General features: G+C 58.4%; 17 protein-coding genes. 12 read left to right on the top strand and 5 right to left on the bottom strand.

Annotated features, from left to right (window positions below; all coding sequences use genetic code 11):
- Positions 1-63: 63 nt before the first annotated feature.
- On the bottom strand, positions 64-687 hold the full coding sequence (locus tag MID00_RS07205) for a LysE family transporter (RefSeq protein ID WP_254500091.1): 624 nt from the start codon (positions 685-687) through the stop codon (positions 64-66).
- A 64-nt stretch (positions 688-751) separates the two neighbouring features.
- Positions 752-2,215, bottom strand: a complete 1,464-nt coding sequence (locus MID00_RS07200; protein WP_009460248.1) for a DEAD/DEAH box helicase — start codon at positions 2,213-2,215, stop codon at positions 752-754.
- 426 nt (positions 2,216-2,641) lie between these two features.
- On the opposite strand from MID00_RS07200, the gene MID00_RS07195 reads away from it, so the two are divergent.
- From MID00_RS07195 to MID00_RS07175, 5 genes are read left to right on the top strand one after another with little or no spacing between them, the layout of a single operon-like run.
- A complete protein-coding gene (locus MID00_RS07195) occupies positions 2,642-3,262 on the top strand; it encodes a LemA family protein (RefSeq protein WP_009460247.1) in 621 nt (206 codons plus the stop codon).
- Positions 3,263-3,282: 20 nt separating this feature from the next.
- On the top strand, positions 3,283-4,242 hold the full coding sequence (locus MID00_RS07190) for a YgcG family protein (RefSeq protein WP_254500090.1): 960 nt from the start codon (positions 3,283-3,285) through the stop codon (positions 4,240-4,242).
- Positions 4,243-4,259: 17 nt separating this feature from the next.
- The gene (locus MID00_RS07185) at positions 4,260-4,757 is read left to right on the top strand and encodes a TPM domain-containing protein (RefSeq protein ID WP_250756459.1); all 498 of its coding nucleotides are present in this window, start codon (positions 4,260-4,262) and stop codon (positions 4,755-4,757) included.
- Positions 4,758-4,772: 15 nt separating this feature from the next.
- On the top strand, positions 4,773-6,179 hold the full coding sequence (locus MID00_RS07180; RefSeq protein ID WP_254500089.1) for a DUF2868 domain-containing protein: 1,407 nt from the start codon (positions 4,773-4,775) through the stop codon (positions 6,177-6,179).
- The gene (locus MID00_RS07175) at positions 6,176-7,624 is read left to right on the top strand and encodes a DUF3482 domain-containing protein (RefSeq protein WP_254500088.1); all 1,449 of its coding nucleotides are present in this window, start codon (positions 6,176-6,178) and stop codon (positions 7,622-7,624) included. Before MID00_RS07180 ends, MID00_RS07175 begins: the two co-directional genes overlap by 4 nt.
- 11 nt (positions 7,625-7,635) lie before the next feature.
- Here MID00_RS07175 and MID00_RS07170 read toward each other — a convergent pair whose 3' ends face one another.
- From MID00_RS07170 to MID00_RS07160, 3 genes are all read right to left on the bottom strand, one after another.
- The gene (locus tag MID00_RS07170) at positions 7,636-8,079 is read right to left on the bottom strand and encodes a DUF488 domain-containing protein (RefSeq protein ID WP_254500087.1); all 444 of its coding nucleotides are present in this window, start codon (positions 8,077-8,079) and stop codon (positions 7,636-7,638) included.
- 226 nt (positions 8,080-8,305) lie between these two features.
- Entirely contained in the window at positions 8,306-8,554 is a 249-nt protein-coding gene (locus MID00_RS07165; RefSeq protein WP_009460226.1) for a GlsB/YeaQ/YmgE family stress response membrane protein, read from the bottom strand.
- A 150-nt stretch (positions 8,555-8,704) separates the two neighbouring features.
- Positions 8,705-10,273, bottom strand: a complete 1,569-nt coding sequence (locus tag MID00_RS07160) for an amidase (protein ID WP_254500086.1) — start codon at positions 10,271-10,273, stop codon at positions 8,705-8,707.
- 142 nt (positions 10,274-10,415) lie between these two features.
- On the opposite strand from MID00_RS07160, the gene MID00_RS07155 reads away from it, so the two are divergent.
- The 7 genes from MID00_RS07155 (at position 10,416) to MID00_RS07125 (ending at position 16,565) form a co-directional block, all read left to right on the top strand.
- Positions 10,416-11,312: a LysR family transcriptional regulator gene (locus MID00_RS07155; protein WP_250756464.1), complete on the top strand. Its 897-nt coding sequence runs from the start codon at positions 10,416-10,418 to the stop codon at positions 11,310-11,312.
- Positions 11,313-11,357: 45 nt separating this feature from the next.
- Complete coding sequence (gene thpR, locus MID00_RS07150) at positions 11,358-11,957, top strand: RNA 2',3'-cyclic phosphodiesterase (RefSeq protein WP_250756465.1); 600 nt, start codon at positions 11,358-11,360, stop codon at positions 11,955-11,957.
- A complete protein-coding gene (locus tag MID00_RS07145; protein WP_009460222.1) occupies positions 11,954-12,892 on the top strand; it encodes a LysR family transcriptional regulator in 939 nt (312 codons plus the stop codon). Before thpR ends, MID00_RS07145 begins: the two co-directional genes overlap by 4 nt.
- Positions 12,893-13,089: 197 nt before the next feature.
- On the top strand, positions 13,090-13,764 hold the full coding sequence (locus MID00_RS07140; protein WP_254500085.1) for a DUF4286 family protein: 675 nt from the start codon (positions 13,090-13,092) through the stop codon (positions 13,762-13,764).
- A 37-nt stretch (positions 13,765-13,801) separates the two neighbouring features.
- Positions 13,802-14,770 carry a TRAP transporter substrate-binding protein gene (locus tag MID00_RS07135; protein WP_009460211.1) on the top strand — a complete coding sequence of 323 codons (969 nt, stop codon included), beginning with the start codon at positions 13,802-13,804 and terminating at the stop codon, positions 14,768-14,770.
- Positions 14,771-14,785: 15 nt separating this feature from the next.
- The gene (locus MID00_RS07130) at positions 14,786-15,277 is read left to right on the top strand and encodes a TRAP transporter small permease (protein WP_035268627.1); all 492 of its coding nucleotides are present in this window, start codon (positions 14,786-14,788) and stop codon (positions 15,275-15,277) included.
- Entirely contained in the window at positions 15,270-16,565 is a 1,296-nt protein-coding gene (locus MID00_RS07125; protein ID WP_250756467.1) for a TRAP transporter large permease, read from the top strand. Before MID00_RS07130 ends, MID00_RS07125 begins: the two co-directional genes overlap by 8 nt.
- The last annotated feature ends 11 nt before the right edge of the window (positions 16,566-16,576 follow it).

Below are 16,576 nucleotides of genomic sequence, written 5' to 3'. Positions count from 1 at the left end.
GGAAAACAGTGAGCGAATTATCCGTAAAGCAGAGCTTGGGGGCAAGCTGATGCGTGCACAAGGCTAACGCGACACGTTGGCCAATACCGTCCCTGCCAGAATAAATAGCGAACCGAACACGCGGTTCAGCAGCCGGACATGGCTGGCCTGACGCAGCAAATGCAACATGCGAGCGGCCAGCGACGTGTAGCAACCCATGGCCACCAGATCCGTAAAGCACAGGGTCATGGCGATCAGCAGGTATTGCAGCGGCATGGGCCGATTCAAGTCCAGAAACTGGGGCATGATGGCCAGCAAAAATACCAGACCCTTGGGGTTGGTGATATTGATCAGGCAACCCCGTATCAACAAATCGCGAATACGAAAGTCGCTGGGTTCCTGACCTGTGACCTGCACCGGCATGGCGTCGGTGCGCAATTGCTTCCAGCCCAGATAAATCAGGTAGGCGGCACCCAACCATTTAAGCGTGGTGAACGCCAGTTCCGAGCGCGCCAGGACTTGGCCCAATCCCAGGCTGATGATGAATATCTGGATCATGATCCCGATATTCAGGCCTATAGCCATCCAGTAGCCACGCTTGAAGCCGTATTTCAGGCCGGAGGACATGGAGGAAATCGCACCTGGGCCAGGTGAAAACGAAATAACCCAGGAAGCCGCAAAAAAGGCGAGCCAGGTGCTCAGTGCCATGGTGTGCTCGGTTCAAAGGCGGGCGCTGTGCCCGCCTTTGGCAGGCACAGTCCCTTTGCAGGGTTTAGGCTTTGGCTTGTGCGGAACTGCGGTTGCTGCGGTTCGGGCCGCGGCTGTCTTGACGGCCACCGGGGCGACCTTGGCCAGCACGGGCTGCGCCACCGCCTGCACCGCCAGGAGCGGCGCTGCGACGTGGGCGGTTGTCGTTGCCAGGACGGCGCGGACGGCTTTCGCCATTGCCACCACGGCCTTCAGCGGAGCGACCTTGACCACCACCGTTAGGGCGACGGGCACCAGGAGCACGAGCGCCAGGAGCGCTGTTGAAGCGGCGCTCTGCGTAGGTGTCTTCCTTGGCTTCTTCAGCCAGAGCGGCGCGCGAAGGAGGCGTCCAGCCTTCCACCACGATGCGTTCGATAGGATTGCGGGTCATGCGCTCGATCTGCTTGAGTAAACGCATTTCGCTGCGATCCACCAGCGACAGAGCCACGCCTTCGCTACCGGCACGGCCAGTACGGCCAATGCGGTGAACGTAGTCTTCAGGAACGTTAGGCAGTTCGAAGTTGACCACGTAAGGCAGTTGATCAATGTCCAGACCACGTGCGGCGATGTCGGTGGCAACCAGTACCACAACCTTGCCGTTCTTGAAGCCGGCCAGCGCACGGGTACGAGCCGCCTGGCTCTTGTTGCCGTGCAGGGCTTCAGCGGCCATACCGTCCTTGGACAGTTTTTCGGCCAAACGATTGGCACCGTGCTTGGTGCGGCAGAACACCAGAACCTGGTTCCAGCCGCTTTCGCGGATGATGTGGCTCAGCAGATCACGCTTGTGTGCCTGGTCAGCCAGAATCACTTGCTGGGTAATCAGTTCGTTGGTGGTGTTGCGGGCAGCAACGGCCACTTCGTCAGGGTTGTTCAGCGAACCACGGGCCAGTTCACGGATTTCGTCCGAGAAAGTCGCCGAGAACAGCAGAGTCTGGCGATCAACCGGCATCAGGCTGATGATCTTGCGAATGTCGCGGATAAAGCCCATGTCCAGCATGCGGTCGGCTTCGTCCAGTACCAGGATTTCCACGCCGGTCAGGTCCACGGTGCGTTGACGCACGTGGTCCAGCAAACGGCCAGGAGTAGCCACCAGAATGTCCAAGGGCTTGCGCAGCGCATGGAACTGGGGGTTGATGTTCACGCCACCAAACATGACCATCGAGCGCAGACGGGTGTGCTGGCTGTACAAACGTACCGATTCTTCAACCTGGGCGGCCAGTTCACGGGTAGGGGCCAGGATCAGCGCACGTGGGCGGCCTGGTTTACGGTTTTGCTGAGGGTTGTTCAGCAGACGGTGCAAGATAGGCAGGGTAAAGCCTGCGGTCTTGCCGGTGCCGGTTTGAGCGGCAGCCAACAGGTCGCCACCTTCAATGACCTTGGGGATGGCCTGGGCTTGAATAGGGGTGGGGTGGGTATAGCCTGCGTCGGTTACAGCACGCAACAGAGGTTCTGCCAGCTCAAGAGAGGCAAAAGTGATTTGAGAGTCCAAGAATTTTCCAGTGACTAGCCCAAAAGCCCTCTTTGGGGCCCTACCAATCCAGGCTAAGGTGTTTTGTTATGGCGACAATGCCACGGCAGGGGCAAGAACGCCGCCTGCTGCAAGAGGCGCAGTGATTGGTGCGCTGCGCAATCTGCCATTATAGCGTGAAATTAGTAAAAATCCTCATTGACCATCTTGTATCATTTTGAGCGGTAGCGTTAAAACAACCTGCTTCAAACGTAAACGGTCAGGCGGATTGCCCTGCCGGATTTGACAGAAATTGTTAAGCGCCGCCATAGACGTACTTGTTATGCTGCGGTACGCGGTTTACGCTTGGCGTGCACGGACCGCCGGGCTCTGTTTGGCACGTGCCCGAGCAAATGGGTCGTAACCCGTTTTTGTTGTTTATCTGCTTATTTTTGCAGGAAAAAAATCATGACATCATGGATACGATGGGTCTTTATCAGCAGCGTGGCGGTTTTGCTGTCGGGTTGTGGGTATAACGAGATCCAGCGCCTGGACGAGCAGGTCAAGGCCGCTTGGTCGCAAACCTTGAATCAATACGAGCGCCGCGCCGAACTGGTGCCCAAGCTGGTCAGCTCGGTCAATGCCTATATGGTGAACGAGCGCGCGGTGCTGACGCAGGTTACCGAGGCGCGCGCCAAGGTCGGTACCATTCAGATGAAAGTGGATGATCTGGACAACCCCGAAGTGATGGCTCGCTTCCAGGAAGCCCAGAATCAGTTGTCTTCGGCGCTATCGCGTTTGATCGCCGTGTCGGAAAACTACCCGCAACTGAAAAGCGATGGCCTGTTCCGCGACTTGATGACGCAGCTGGAAGGCACGGAAAACCGTATTGCCACCGAACGCGGCCGTTATGTACAGACGGTGCAGGAATACAACCTGTTCATCCGTCAGTTCCCTACCCTGATTACCGCCAAGCTGTTTGGCTACAAGGTCAAGGAAAACTACGGTGTGGATCGTCAGAGCGAAATCACGCGTGACCCCGAGGTCAAGTTTGATATTCCTGCGACCCCCGCTCCTGCTGGGTATTGATTAATTCTGGAGGTGGAGTCATGAACGTGCACGATCTTGCACTGACTGCTGGGCCTGGGTCTGCACGTTCTGGCAGGCTGGTCTGGGCCTGTGGTTTGTTGATGGCCTTGTTATTGCTGTGCTGGCCCTGGACGCAGGCGCAGGCCAAACCTGAACCTGTTCCTGCCATTGCGGGGTGGGTAACGGATACCACGGGCACCCTTAGCCAGGATCAAAAAGACGCCCTGAACCAGCAGCTCAAAGCATTGGAGCAGGAAAAGGGCGCGCAGGTCGTGATTCTGATGGTACCTACCACGGGCGAAGAAACCATCGAACAATACGCGTTGCGTGTCTTTGATCAGTGGGAAATTGGCCGCAAGAAAGTGGACGATGGCATCTTGCTGCTGGTGGCCAAGGATGATCGCCGCATGCGTATCCAGACCGGCTATGGTCTGGAAGGCGCGGTCACGGACTTGCAGGCGGGGCGCATCATCCGCGAACAGATGACGCCTCGTTTTATCGAAGGCAACTTCTATGCCGGTATCCAGGCCGCAGCCGATAGTCTGGTGGGTCTGGTCAACGGCGAAGAGCTTCCCCCTCCTCCTAAAAATGCCCCTGTCACCTCGTCGGGTGAAGAAGGTGTGTTCTGGGAGCCTTTGCTGGCTGTAGGCGCGATTGTATTTTTTGCTTCGCCTTTGTTTGCCGCCTTTGCTGCTGGTGTGTTCACGCTGGTGGTGTCGGGCAGTATTGGCCTGGCCCTGCTTGCCGCTGTTGTCGGTGCAGGCTTGAGCATGATTGGCCGACTCTTTGGGGCAGGCGGCAAGTCCAGTTCCGGGCGTGCCTCGCGCCGGGGTGGTGTCATTGGCGGCTTGGGCGGTTATTCCTCCGGTGGTTTTGGCGGGAATGGTGGCAGCAGTGGTGGTGGCTTCGGCGGTTTTGGCGGAGGCAGCGGCGGCGGTGGTGGCGGTAGCGGAGGCGGTGGCGCTTCCGGTAGTTGGTAAGGCCACAGGGGAGCGACATGAGTGTGAATTGGAAAGAATTGTCGGGTTGGGCATCGGTGCAAGGCCAATGGCTGCGCCGTCGTCATTTCAATGCCGAAATGTTGGGCCATCTGGCTGAGCAGATCCGCAAGGGTGAAGAGAACCATAGTGGTGAACTGGTCGTGGCGATTGAAGCGGTTTTGCCCGCCCATGAAGCCGATAGCGCCCAGCGTGCCCTTGAAGTCTTCGGTCGTTTACGTGTCTGGGACACACCCTTGAACTCCGGCGTCTTGCTGTATCTGGCCTTGGGTCAGCGCCGTATCCACATCATTGCAGACCGGGGCATCAAGGCCGATCAGGCTCAATGGGCACAGATCTGTCAGCAGTTGGAAAAAGATCTGGCTTCGCGTGAGTATTTGTCTGGTTTGCTGGCCGCTGTCAGCGCGATTGAAACCGTCTTGCAACAAGGCGCTCCGGCGCAGACTCCAGGCGTGGCGGCAGTCAATGCCTTGCCTGACGAACCTGTACTTCTTTAAGTGATGGCCAGTGCCATGAAACCGTCTGAATCCGTCGGCTCCTGGCAGCAGCAAACTCTGGTTGAAGCCATACGTTTGCGCGAGACCCTGTGGGGGCCTGTTGAAGACCTGTCTGAATCGCGCCGTGCGCGGGCGGCAGGCGGCTCCTTTGCCCAACGTGTGTCGGCTCGGGCCTTGGCGCTGGCGCGACGCGATGGGCTGGAACAAGCCTGGACGCGCTGGTGGCGTGTTGCCCGCCTTCTATTGATTGCCATGGCGGTGCTGGCCTTGCTGGCCGGGGCCGGTACAGCCGCGGGTGCATTGGGCGATGGCAGTCGAGCCGTGAATGTAGTGACGGCTTTGGGTGCGTTGCTGGGTCTGCACATACTGACTTTTATTTTCTGGCTGTTCAGCCTGGCCTGGTCGGGCAAAAGTAGCGGCACAGGCAGTTGGGCCGGGGATGCCTGGTGGTGGCTCAGTCGCCGCTTCGTCAAAGGCGATGCCAGTCTGGTTCCCCAGGCTTTTGCCGCCGTGCTGGCGCGCCGGGGCAGCCAGTCCTGGCTAGCAGGCCTGATCAGCCATAGCTTGTGGGTGTTGGCCTTTTTGTCGGCTCTGAGCACCCTGCTGTTACTGCTGGCTTCACGCCGCTACCACTTCAATTGGGAAACCACGCTTTTGACGCCGGATACCTTTGTCTGGCTGGTTGAAGGCCTGGGCGTCCTGCCCTCCTTATTGGGCTTTGCCCTGCCCGATACCCTCACCATACGTAGCAGCGATGGCCTGCAAATGCTGGACGCCCAGGCTCAGGCCCTGTGGTCCAGCTGGTTATTGGGCGCGGTGGTGACTTATGGTTTGCTGCCTCGTGTGCTGGCTTTGGCCTGGAGCCTGTGGCAATGGCGTAAGCACACGGCTCGCTTGAGTCTGGACGACAGCTTGCCGGGTTTGGCAGAGCTGCGTCCTCGTTTGATGCCCGTTAGCGAGCCGACGGGTGTGGATGAATTGGCGTCGCCCGACAGAGTGGCGCGCATTCAAAACCAGCCAAGCACGCCTTTGGCGGCCAATGCACTGTGTGTGGTGGGGTTGGAGTTGCCACCAGAACATAGCTGGCCCCCTGCTTTCATGCAGGCGCAGATGCAGGATCTGGGGCGGGTGGACTCGCGGGCCGAGCGTCTGGATATTCTGGGCCGCTTGCAGTCTGCCAGCCCTCGTCATTTGTTGATGGTCTGTGATGCCGCTCAGACGCCGGATCGCGGGGTGGTGGCAACGCTGGTTGAATGGGCACAATTGGCGCAGCAGTCCGATGTGGTGTTGCTGGATGAAGCCATGGCCGATCCGGATCAAACGCGCCGTCGTAGCTGGCATGAGCGTTTGGTGGCGGCAGGCTTTGCGCCTGGGCAGATTCACGATCAATGGCCTGACTTGTCTTTGAAGGAGCCATCATGAGTGCTGCGGCTTTGACGCTGGCGGTGGTGGGTCACACCAATACGGGCAAGACCTCTTTGCTGCGTACCCTGACACGGGACACGGAGTTCGGTCAGGTCAGCAATAGCCCTGGCACCACACGGCATGTGGAAGGCGCCAGGCTGACGGTGGACGGCGAGGCTTTGGTGGAGTTGTTCGACACTCCTGGTCTGGAAGACAGCATGGCCTTGCTGGACTTCATGGATCAGCTCAGCCAAGCCGGTGAACGTATTGATGGGCCAGAGCGGGTACGTCGTTTTCTGGAATCCCCAGCGGCACAGGGCCGTTTCGAGCAAGAAGCGCGCGTGTTGCGCAAGCTGCAATCCTGCGATGCAGGCTTGTATGTGGTGGATGCGCGCGATCCGGTCTTGAGCAAGCATAAGGACGAGCTGACCTTGCTGGCCTATAGCGGGCGGCCTTTGCTGCCTGTACTCAATTTCGTTCGTAGTCCGCAGGCGCGGGTGCAGGAATGGCGCAGTGCCTTGGCACGCTTGGGCCTGCATGCCTTGGCGGAATTCGATACGGTGGCACCGGCTTTGGATGGCGAGGCCTTGCTGTACGACAAGCTGGCGGTGCTGCTGGAGACGCATGCGGGGGTGTTGCAGCAGTTGAAGGTGGATTTGGCGCAGCAGGCAGTATTGCGGCGTCGGGATGCCTTGCGCTTGCTGGCAGAGCTGTTGATTGATGTGGCGGCCTGGCGTGTCAGTACACCCTCGGACAAGGAGTCCATGGAGCTGGCGGCACAGCAGCTAAGGGAGCCGGTGTTGGCCCGCGAGGCCAAGAGTGTGCAGGCTTTGCTCAAGCGCTACAGCTTTGGCCGTCAGGATGTAGTGGCGGATTTGCTGCATTTCGAGGGCGGCCGTTGGGGCATGGACTTGTTTGATCCCCAGGCTTTGAAGGAATTTGGCGTGCAGTTGGGCAAGGGTGTGGCCGCAGGTGCCATGGCAGGCGCCACGCTGGATGTGATGACAGGTGGCCTGAGCCTGGGAACCGGGACGGTGCTGGGCGCCTTGGCCGGTGGTTTGTGGCAAGGCGCGGATAAGTGGGGCCAGCGTTTGATGGGCAAGTTGCGGGGCGAGACGGAACTTAGCGTGGATGATGCCGTGCTGCGTTTGCTGGCTGTGCGGCAGCTAAGCTTGATTGCGGCTTTGGAGCGGCGCGGTCATGCCGCACAGACGCCGATTCGCCTGGGCGAGATTGATGCCGAGAATTTCGATCAGGCCTTGCAGCGGGAATTGAATGTCTGGCGGGCGCAAGGCCTGCCGGAGGAACTGGCGCAGGCACGGATACATCCGACCTGGTCTACCTTGCGTTCAGACTATGCGCCGGATTCGCGGCGGGAGACGTGTGTGCAGAGCTTGGTGCAGCGTTTGCTGGGGGCGCGTAATGGGCCGAATGCTAACGCTGTCGGGCAGGCGCAGGAATAACAAACCCCGGCTTATTTCTTTTCATCTTTCATTAAGTGCGCATAGCAAACCGGCGAGCTGGGTTCATTGCCGTCGTGTATGCGATCTTCTTCAAGCAAAGCCTGAATCACAGCCTGTTTGAGCACCGTCAGGTACGAGGTTTGCGGGTCGTGGGTGGCGGTTAGCAATTGCAGTTCGCCTTTGCGAGCCAGCTTCATCAAGGAGAGCAAGGAATCAGGATCATGCTCTAGCTGTTCCTGATAGCGACGCTGGAATTGCTCGGGCGAAATATCGTCCTTATGAAAGCTTTTGCGTAATTCACTTGTGGGGCTGGCCTCGTGCAGCCACTGGATGTCGCCCAATTCGCCTTTGCTCAGGCCGCGTGGCCAGAGGCGGTCTGTGAGTACCCGGGCCGCTTTGCCGGCAGGCTCATGGACGGCGTCGTAAATGCGACTCAAGGTGATGGTGTAGGGCATGACTGGCTCCGGGAGCGTCAGGCTTTTTGTGTTCACGCGCTGGCGGTCAATGACTTATTGTCTATTTTTTCTGTGAGTCAGAGTCGCGTATCGACAGGTATCGGCGAATCGAGCCTCATGCAGACTAGCAAATGGTTGTGTAGCAGCCTTGCAGCCGTGTGTGGTGATGTTTCGGATCGCCAATCACATTAGCTGCAAGGCTGCTGTTTTGTATTTATACGGCGTTTTACGCTTTCTTGCTGACCAGTCCGTAGATAAACAGGACGATGATGGCACCCACAATGGAACCGATCCAGCCTGCGCCTTCACCAGGCACGTACCAGCCCATGGTTTGTCCCAGGTAGCCTGCGACAAAGGAGCCGACAATACCCAGGATGGTGGTCATTATCCATCCCATTTTTTGATCGCCAGGCATGATGGCTCGTGCCAGCAAGCCTACGATAAAGCCCACAATAATCATGGAGATAATACCCATCGTGCTACTCCTGTTCTGTGTTTGTCGGTCTGGGATTCGGACCGCTCTGCTTATCTTAGGTATGGAGTTTTTAGGCGTCTATCGTTTTGCGTTTTTGAAACAGTTAAAAACGTCAGGTTTTGTAAATAGAGGGTGTGTAATCAGATTTGTTTAAGTCAGCAAGGCAGGTTTACGTTTTTGCACCCACTGTGTGGCCTGCTCATAGGCGTAGGACAGTTGCAGCACCGCCATGTCGGCCTGTGCAGGGCCCATGATCTGCAAGCCCATGGGCAATCCGGCTTCGTTAAAGCCGGCAGGCACGTTCATGACGGGCAGCCCTGCCAGAGAGCCGCCGATCACGATTTCCATCCAGCGGTGGTAGGTGTCCATTCTGCGCCCGGCGATTTCGCCAGGCCAGTGGGTGGTGCCAGCAAAGGGGAAGACCTGGGCGGTAGGCAGCACCAGATAGTCGTAGGTCTGGAACAGCTTGCGCAGGCTTTCGTACCATTTGCTGCGGTTGATGGAGGCTTGATAGACCTGCGCCCCGCTCAGGTTCAGGCCCCCCGCTACTTCCCAGATCGCCTCAGGCTTCATTTGGGCGCGCAGTTCCGGTTTGGCGTACAGGCTCTGTGCGCTTCCGGCTACGGTGAAGTGGCGCAGCGTCAGCCAGGTTTGCCATAGCTGCTCCATGGAGTAGTCGGGCTGGGCCGCTTCAACGGTGCAGCCTATGGCTTCAAAGCTCTTCAATGCGTTTTGGCACAGGTCCAGGATGCCGGCTTCCATAGGCAGGTAACCGTTGTAGTCGCCCAGCCAGCCAATGCGGGTGCCTTTGAAGTCGCGTTGCAGTTTCCCGGCGAATTGTTGTGGGTCTTGACCGATGCTAAGCGGGGCGCGAGCATCGAAACCGGCCTGGGTGGACAGCAGCATGGCCAGGTCGGACACGGTACGGCCCATGGGGCCTTCGTAGCCCATTTGCTGGAAGAACACTTCGGAGGACGGGCCATAGGGCACGCGGCCTTGGGAGGGGCGAAAGCCGTAGACGTTGTTGAAAGCACCGGGGTTGCGCAGGGAGCCCATCATGTCGCTGCCATCAGCGACGGGCAACATGCGGGTGGCCAGGGCGACGGCGGCCCCGCCACTGCTGCCGCCAGCACACAGATCGGGCTGGTAGGCATTGCCGGTGGTACCGAACACGGAGTTGTAGGTATGCGACCCCAGGCCAAATTCCGGGGTATTGGTTTTACCGATCAGAATGGCACCGGATTGCCGCACGCGCTCCACGACAATGGCATCTTGTTTGGGCAGATAGTCCTTGAAAATCGGTGAACCGCTGGTGGTGACAATATCGACCGTGGCCGCCAGATCTTTGGGTGCCTGGGGCATGCCGTGCATCCAGCCCATGTACTGACCTGCTTTCAGTTGCTGATCGCGCTTGTCGGCCTGGGCCAGCAGGCCGCTGCGTTCTTGCAGGGACACAATGGCATTGACCTTGGGGTTCACACGGTCGATGTGGTCCAGATAGGCCACCATCACTTCGCGGCAGGAGACTTGGCGTTGTGCGATCCAGCCCGACAGAGTCAACGCGTCGGCCATGATGATATCTTGAGCCGTGCCCGGACCGGGAGCGGTTTTTGCGAAGGCCTGACGTCCCAGGGAAGGGGCCATACCCGCCAGCGACAGCAGTCCGGTGGTTTTCAAAAAGCGGCGGCGTGTACCCAGCGGCGTTGGGGAATCAGTCATGTTTGTCTCCGGTGTTTTTGTAGGGCCATCCAAGTGGCCAAGCCATTCTATGCAGGTACAATGCGCGGCTCAAACGCCAAAAAATCATCAAGTTGATGCGGTCTGTGCATAAGCCGGTTCAAGCGTCAGCAAGGGGACAAGCATGGACTTTCGCAAGCTGCGGCACTTTGTGGCCGTTTGCGAACACGGTACGTTTCACCGGGCCGCGCAAGCTGTCCACTTAAGCCAGTCTGCCTTGAGCCGTAGCATTCAGGCTCTGGAGCAGGAGCTGGGTGTGCCGCTGTTTGATCGCAGCAGTCAGCGCATTTTCTTGACGCCTTATGGTCGGGTACTGCTGGAGCGAGCCCCCCGGGTTTTGCAGGAAGGCCGTGCCTTGCAGCGCGAGCTGGCCTTGCTGCAGGGCGAGGACGCGGGCAGTCTGCGTTTGGGCTTAAGTTCGACCCCCGCCGCGGTCTTGCTGCATCCGTGCATGGTGGCGCTGCTCGACGAGTACCCGCGTTTGCGTGTGGACGCGGTGATTGGCCGCACGCTGGAACTGATCGAAGGTTTGCGCCGGGAACACTACGATATGGTGGTGCTGGACGTCAGCGCGGTGACTGATGTGCGTGGCCTGGATATTGAGTATTTGCCTGCCATGGAAGGCGATATGCTGGTACGCGAAGGCCACCCGCTGTTGCAGCTGGAGTCGCTGGACTTTGCTGCGATCAGCCAGTATCCCGTGGCCTGCTCCGTGATCAGTGATGATTTGACTGACCGTCTGATTGCCGAGTTTGGCGCCCAAGGCCATCCCGACAGCTTTGTACGCTTTTGTTGTGATAGCTTCAGCATTCAGCGCGATGTGGTACTGGATAGCGATATGGTCTTGATGAGTGTGCTGGCGGCGGTACGGCGCGATATTGATGCCGGTGATCTGGTGCCGCTGGGCTTTTTTTCTTCTTCCTTGTCCGGGCACTATGCCTTGGTGCGTTTGTCGGGTCGCACGCAACTGCCGGCTCTGGATATTGTGTACGATCTGGCGCGTCGCCTGTGCAGGGCCTAGGCTAGACGCCCCGCTTTCTGATCTGCCTTGTTTGAGGGTTTGCTGATGACGATTCCCTTGCCCATTCTGGACCTGAAGCAGTCAGGTGCCGAACACGTTTTTCGCGCTTTCATTGGCTGGTGGCCAGACGCGCAAACCCGCGCCTGGCTGGCGGAGCAGGCGCTGCACGCACATGCGATTTATGGCGGGCGGATGATGCAGCCTGATCACTTTCACTTGACCCTGGCGTTTCTGGACGGCAGCCGTGTGTCGGATCTGCAGACTTTGGCGACACAGATGGCGCAATGGACGGTGCCGCAGATCAAGTTGGATCTGACCATACGGGATGTATTCGAGAAACCAAGGGTAGTGTGGGCCGGGCCGGACGAGTCGCAAACTCAGGCACTGGCGGCCTTGCAGCAGTGGCATGATGAGATCTGGGCCAAGCTGAGTGCTTTAGGCTGGACGCAGCCGCCGCGTCGTTTTCGCCCGCATGTGTCCTTGTTGCGCCATGCGCGGATTGCCGCCGGTCAGTCCCATTGCCATGCTTTGCCCACGCAGGCCTTTGTGGGTGATGGTGCCGGTCTGATCGTGTCCGTTCCCGGTGAGCTGCGTAGCCAATATCATCTGGCCGCCCTGATGAAGCCTGAAAGGACAGGTGCATGAATATCCGCTTTTTAGAAACCTTTATCTGGATTGCCCGTTTGGGTAGTTTCCGTGCGGCAGCGAACAAGCAGCATCTGACACAAGCCGCCGTGTCGGGGCGGATTGCAGCCCTGGAAGCCGAGTTCCAGAAAACCCTGTTCGAGCGGGGCCACCGCGATCTACGCCTGACTCCCGCAGGTCGAAAATTGATGCAGTACGCCGAGCAGATGCTGGGCATGGAGCACGATTTACGTGAAGCTCTGGCAGGTTCCAGCCGCTTGAGTGGTCGGGTACGCCTGGGCGTGGTCGAGTCCATTGTGCATACCTGGTTCAAGGATTTGATTCGTCAGCTGCATGCGCTCTACCCCGAACTGGAAATTGAGCTGACCGCCGAGTCCACCTTGCGCCTTCACGACCTGCTCAAGCGCGGCACCATTGATGTGGCCTTGCAGACCGACCCCATCATGGGGGACGGCATACGCAACTTGCCCATGGGCTCCATGCGCATGGGCTGGGTATGCATGGCCGATGAGTCCATGCCGGTACGCAGCGGTTTGCAGGAGCTGGTGCAACGCTGGCCTTTGGTGACCTTCCCTCGTGGTTCCCAGCCGCATCTGGCCTTGGTGCAGCTGCTTGAGCCCTTGCCTGTGGATCAGGCCCGGATTCACTACGTTTCTTCAATTGCCGCCAGCACGCAATTGATCGAAGCCCAGCCTTGCATTGCCACCTTGCCCCTGGCGGCAGTCAGCCGTCAGCTGGACAGCGGTCTGTACCAGGAAATTGTTTGCGAACATGCCTTGCCTGATTTGCGCCTGGTCGCCAGTTGGCGGCCCGACCCTTTAACGCAGACCGCTCAAGCGGTGATTGGCGTGGCGCTGGAGCGCATGCACCATTTTGCTGCCCAGCATCCTGGCCTGGCTTTACCCCCGCCAGATACGCGTGTCTTCGCGATTTAGCCTTTGAGGGTTTTCCCCTTGCCTGCGCATGTGTACTGAGCGTGGGCTTGCTTGATAATCTATATACCGCGCCATTCGCTTGATCTGATCGCTTTTTCTTATTGCCCCAGGCTGAAATAAACCGTTTGGAATCTGCTTGGCAGCCGTTGGACACTCCCACAAAGAGTGTGCAATGACCTTGATTCGGGAGGGCTGTCGTGTCTGCTACTTTTCACACTGATCGTGATGCGCCGGGGGAACTGTTCATCTGGACAGACATCGCCCCAGAGCATGAGCAGGATTTCAATCAATGGTATGAGCGCGAGCACATGGCTGAACGCGCTGCCATACCGGGTTTTCAATGGTCGCGCCGTTATGTGCGTCAAGGCGCCGGGCGCAAGTATCTGGCCTTGTATCGCACCGAGTCCCTGCGGGTTTTTGGGACGGCGGAATACAAGAAGGCCTTTGAGCAGCAAACGGATTGGTCCAATACCAACTTTGCCCGCATGAGCAATACCCAGCGGCGCGTGATGGTGGTGTCCTTGCTGGGAGGGGTTGGCACCGGGGCCGTGGTCTTGCTGGTGCGTGTGCCGGAGGTGGCTCAACGGGAAGCCCTGGCACGTCAATGTGCCGCCTATCTGGAACAGACCGATGGCCTGCTGGCCTTGCGTGTGCTGACGCCAGACCCAGAGCTTTCGACCCCTTTGCCGTCCGAGGATACGCAGCAGCGCAGCCTGGACCCCTACCTGGTGGCGGATCTGACCACCTTGAATGCCGCTCGTACCCTGGCTGCCCGTTTGCAGCAGGATCTGGGGGTGGCGACCAACGATGTATCCGAGTTTTCTTTGTTGTGGGATCTGCAGTCACGGGATCTGAATGCAAGCCGCTCATAAGGCGGCCATCACCTCAATTCTTGGGAGAAGCGACATCATGATCAAAAAACTACTTTCCATGGCTTGCGTTCTGGCGCTGGCTGGCACCGCGCAGGCGGCGACCAACTGGAACATGAGTACCGAGCAGCCTGATAACAACTTCCTGACGCAAAACGCGCGTGAGTTTGCGGCAGACATCAAGGCGGCCACCAACGGGGAACTGAATATCAACGTGCAGTCGAACTCGGTGCTGCTCAAGCGCCCCGAGGTCAAGCGCGGTGTACAGCAAGGTGTGGTCCAGGCTGGTGAAATGCTGGTGGCGGCCATTGGCAACGAAGATCCTTTGTTCGAGGTCGATAGTGTGCCGTTCCTGGCCTCGTCCTTCGATCAGTCGGAAAAACTGTGGAAAGCCACTCGTCCCTTCCTGGCCGAGCGTCTGGACAAGCAAGGCATTGTGCTGGTCTATGGCTCGCCCTGGCCACCACAAGGCATCTACACCAAAAAGCCGGTGGAGCAGCTCTCTGATCTGGCTGGTGTCCGTTTCCGTGCCTACAGCCCCGCTACCAGCCGCCTGGTTTCCTTGATGGGAGCAGTGCCCACCACGGTGCAAACACCCGAAGTGCCTCAGGCGTTTTCTACCGGCATTATTGATGCCATGCTGACTTCGCCCGCAACCGGGGTGGATTCGCAGGCTTGGGACTACGTGAAGTATTACTACGACGCCCAGGTCTTCATTCCACAAAGCTTTGTGATCATCAATAAGCGCGCCTTCCAGCGCCTGCCTGAAACTGTGCAAAAAGCCGTGCTGGATGCGGGTGCACGTGCCGAGGAGCGTGGTTGGGCCATGTCGCGCGAGCAAACGTCCAAGTTGACGCAAACCATGGCGGATAAAGGCATGGTAGTGGGTAATCTCAGCGAAAAACTGTCCAGCGAAATGCACGCGATTGGTCAAACCATGACCGAAGAGTGGCTGAAGAAAGCCGGTGCAGATGGTCAGAAGTTGCTTGACGCTTACCGTCAACCATAAGCAAGGGGTGCGTCCATGATCGTTCTGGAGCGTATGGCCAGAGTCTGCGGCGCACTGGCCGCATTCTTCCTGTGTTTGATCGGGGTTGTGGTGACTGCGCAGATTGTGGCGCGCCTGTTTTCCATGCAAATACCCGCCTCGGATGACTTTGCGGGCTGGTTTATGGCGGCGTCTATTTTCCTGGCGCTGCCTTATGCCATGTTGCGCGGGGATCATATCCGCGTCACGCTTTTGCTGCAGGTGATTCCTGAGCGTTTGCATCGCCCGTACGAGCTGCTGGCCACCACGATTGGTCTGGTGCTGGCCGCCTGGTGCACTTGGGAGACGGCTCATTTTGTTTATGAGTCCTTTATCTACAAGGAAGTGGCCCAGGGCATGGTGGCGGTACCTCTGTGGATTCCGCAACTGGGTATGCCGATTGGTCTGGGATTGTTGACCCTGATGTTGTTGCGGCGCTTGCTGCACGCGGCGCAAGGTCAAACACTGGAGGCAACTGAACATGGCTGATTTATCTCAGGCAATAGTGCTGTTTGTTGTTCTGCTTGCCTTGCTGGCCAGTGGCGTGTGGGTGGCGCTGGTTCTGATCGCTTGCGGTATTTTGTCTATCTTTCTGTATGCCGACGCGCCTGCAGGCATTATTTTTGCCACCAAGGCCTGGGACTCCTCGGCCAGTTGGGCCTTGACGGCCTTGCCCCTGTTTATCTGGATGGGGGAAATTCTGTATCGAACACGGTTGGCTGAAGATATGTTCAGCGGCCTGGGGCCGTGGGTACAGCGTTTGCCTGGGCGACTGGTGCACGTGAACACGTTTGGTTGCGGTATCTTTGCCGCGGTCAGTGGTTCCTCGGCGGCAACGGCTGCGACCATCGGGCGCATCTCCTTGCCCGAGTTGAAAGCGCGCGGCTACGACGACAGCATCAGCATTGGCTCCCTGGCCGGAGCAGGGACCTTGGGCCTGTTGATTCCACCGTCCATTGTGATGATTGTGTATGCCGTTGCTGCTCAGGTTTCCATCATCCGCCTGTTTGTGGCGGGTGTGCTGCCCGGCATCATGCTGATGTGCCTGTTCTCGCTGTACATCGCGATCTGGTCCTTGCGCCACCCGGACCGTGTGCCTGCTGATGTCGAAACCTTGACCTGGGGCGAGAAAGTTCGCCGTCTGCGCTTGCTCTTGCCCGTGGTGCTGCTGATCATGGCGGTGATCGGCTCGATCTACGGCGGTATCGCCACCGCCACCGAAGCCGCGGTGCTGGGTGTGATCGGCTCTTTGGTCATCGCTGCGTTTGGACGATCGCTTAACTGGAAGAATTTTGTGGAGAGTTTGCTGGGGGCGGCACGGACCTCCTGCATGATTTCCTTCATCCTGATCGGTGCCGCTTACCTGACCAGTGCCATGAGCTTTACCGGACTGCCTGCGAATCTGGCCGCCTGGATCGGCTCCCTGGGTCTGAGCCAATACGCCTTGATTGCCGTATTGACTGTGTTTTTTGTGATTCTGGGTGCGTTCCTGGATGGCATCTCGATTGTGGTCCTGACCACATCGGTCTTGCTGCCTGCCGTGATTGCGGCGGGTATTGATCCAATCTGGTTCGGTGTCTACCTGATCCTGACAGTGGAAATGGCGCAGATCACCCCGCCTATTGGCTTTAACCTGTTTGTGATTCAGGGCATTACCGGACGCAATCTGTTTGAGCTGGTGCGCATGGCGTTTCCGTTTTTCCTGTTGCTGGTTCTGGCGACAGCCCTGGTGACGATATTCCCGCAAATCGTCATGGTCTTGCCCAACGCCATGTAAGGGGGAAGGGA

The sequence above is a fragment of the Alcaligenes sp. NLF5-7 genome, from assembly GCF_024266725.1.
GTDB lineage: Bacteria > Pseudomonadota > Gammaproteobacteria > Burkholderiales > Burkholderiaceae_B > Alcaligenes > Alcaligenes phenolicus.
The sequence above is the reverse complement of the archived record's forward strand: the minus strand, read 5'-3'. Positions and strand labels throughout refer to the sequence as shown.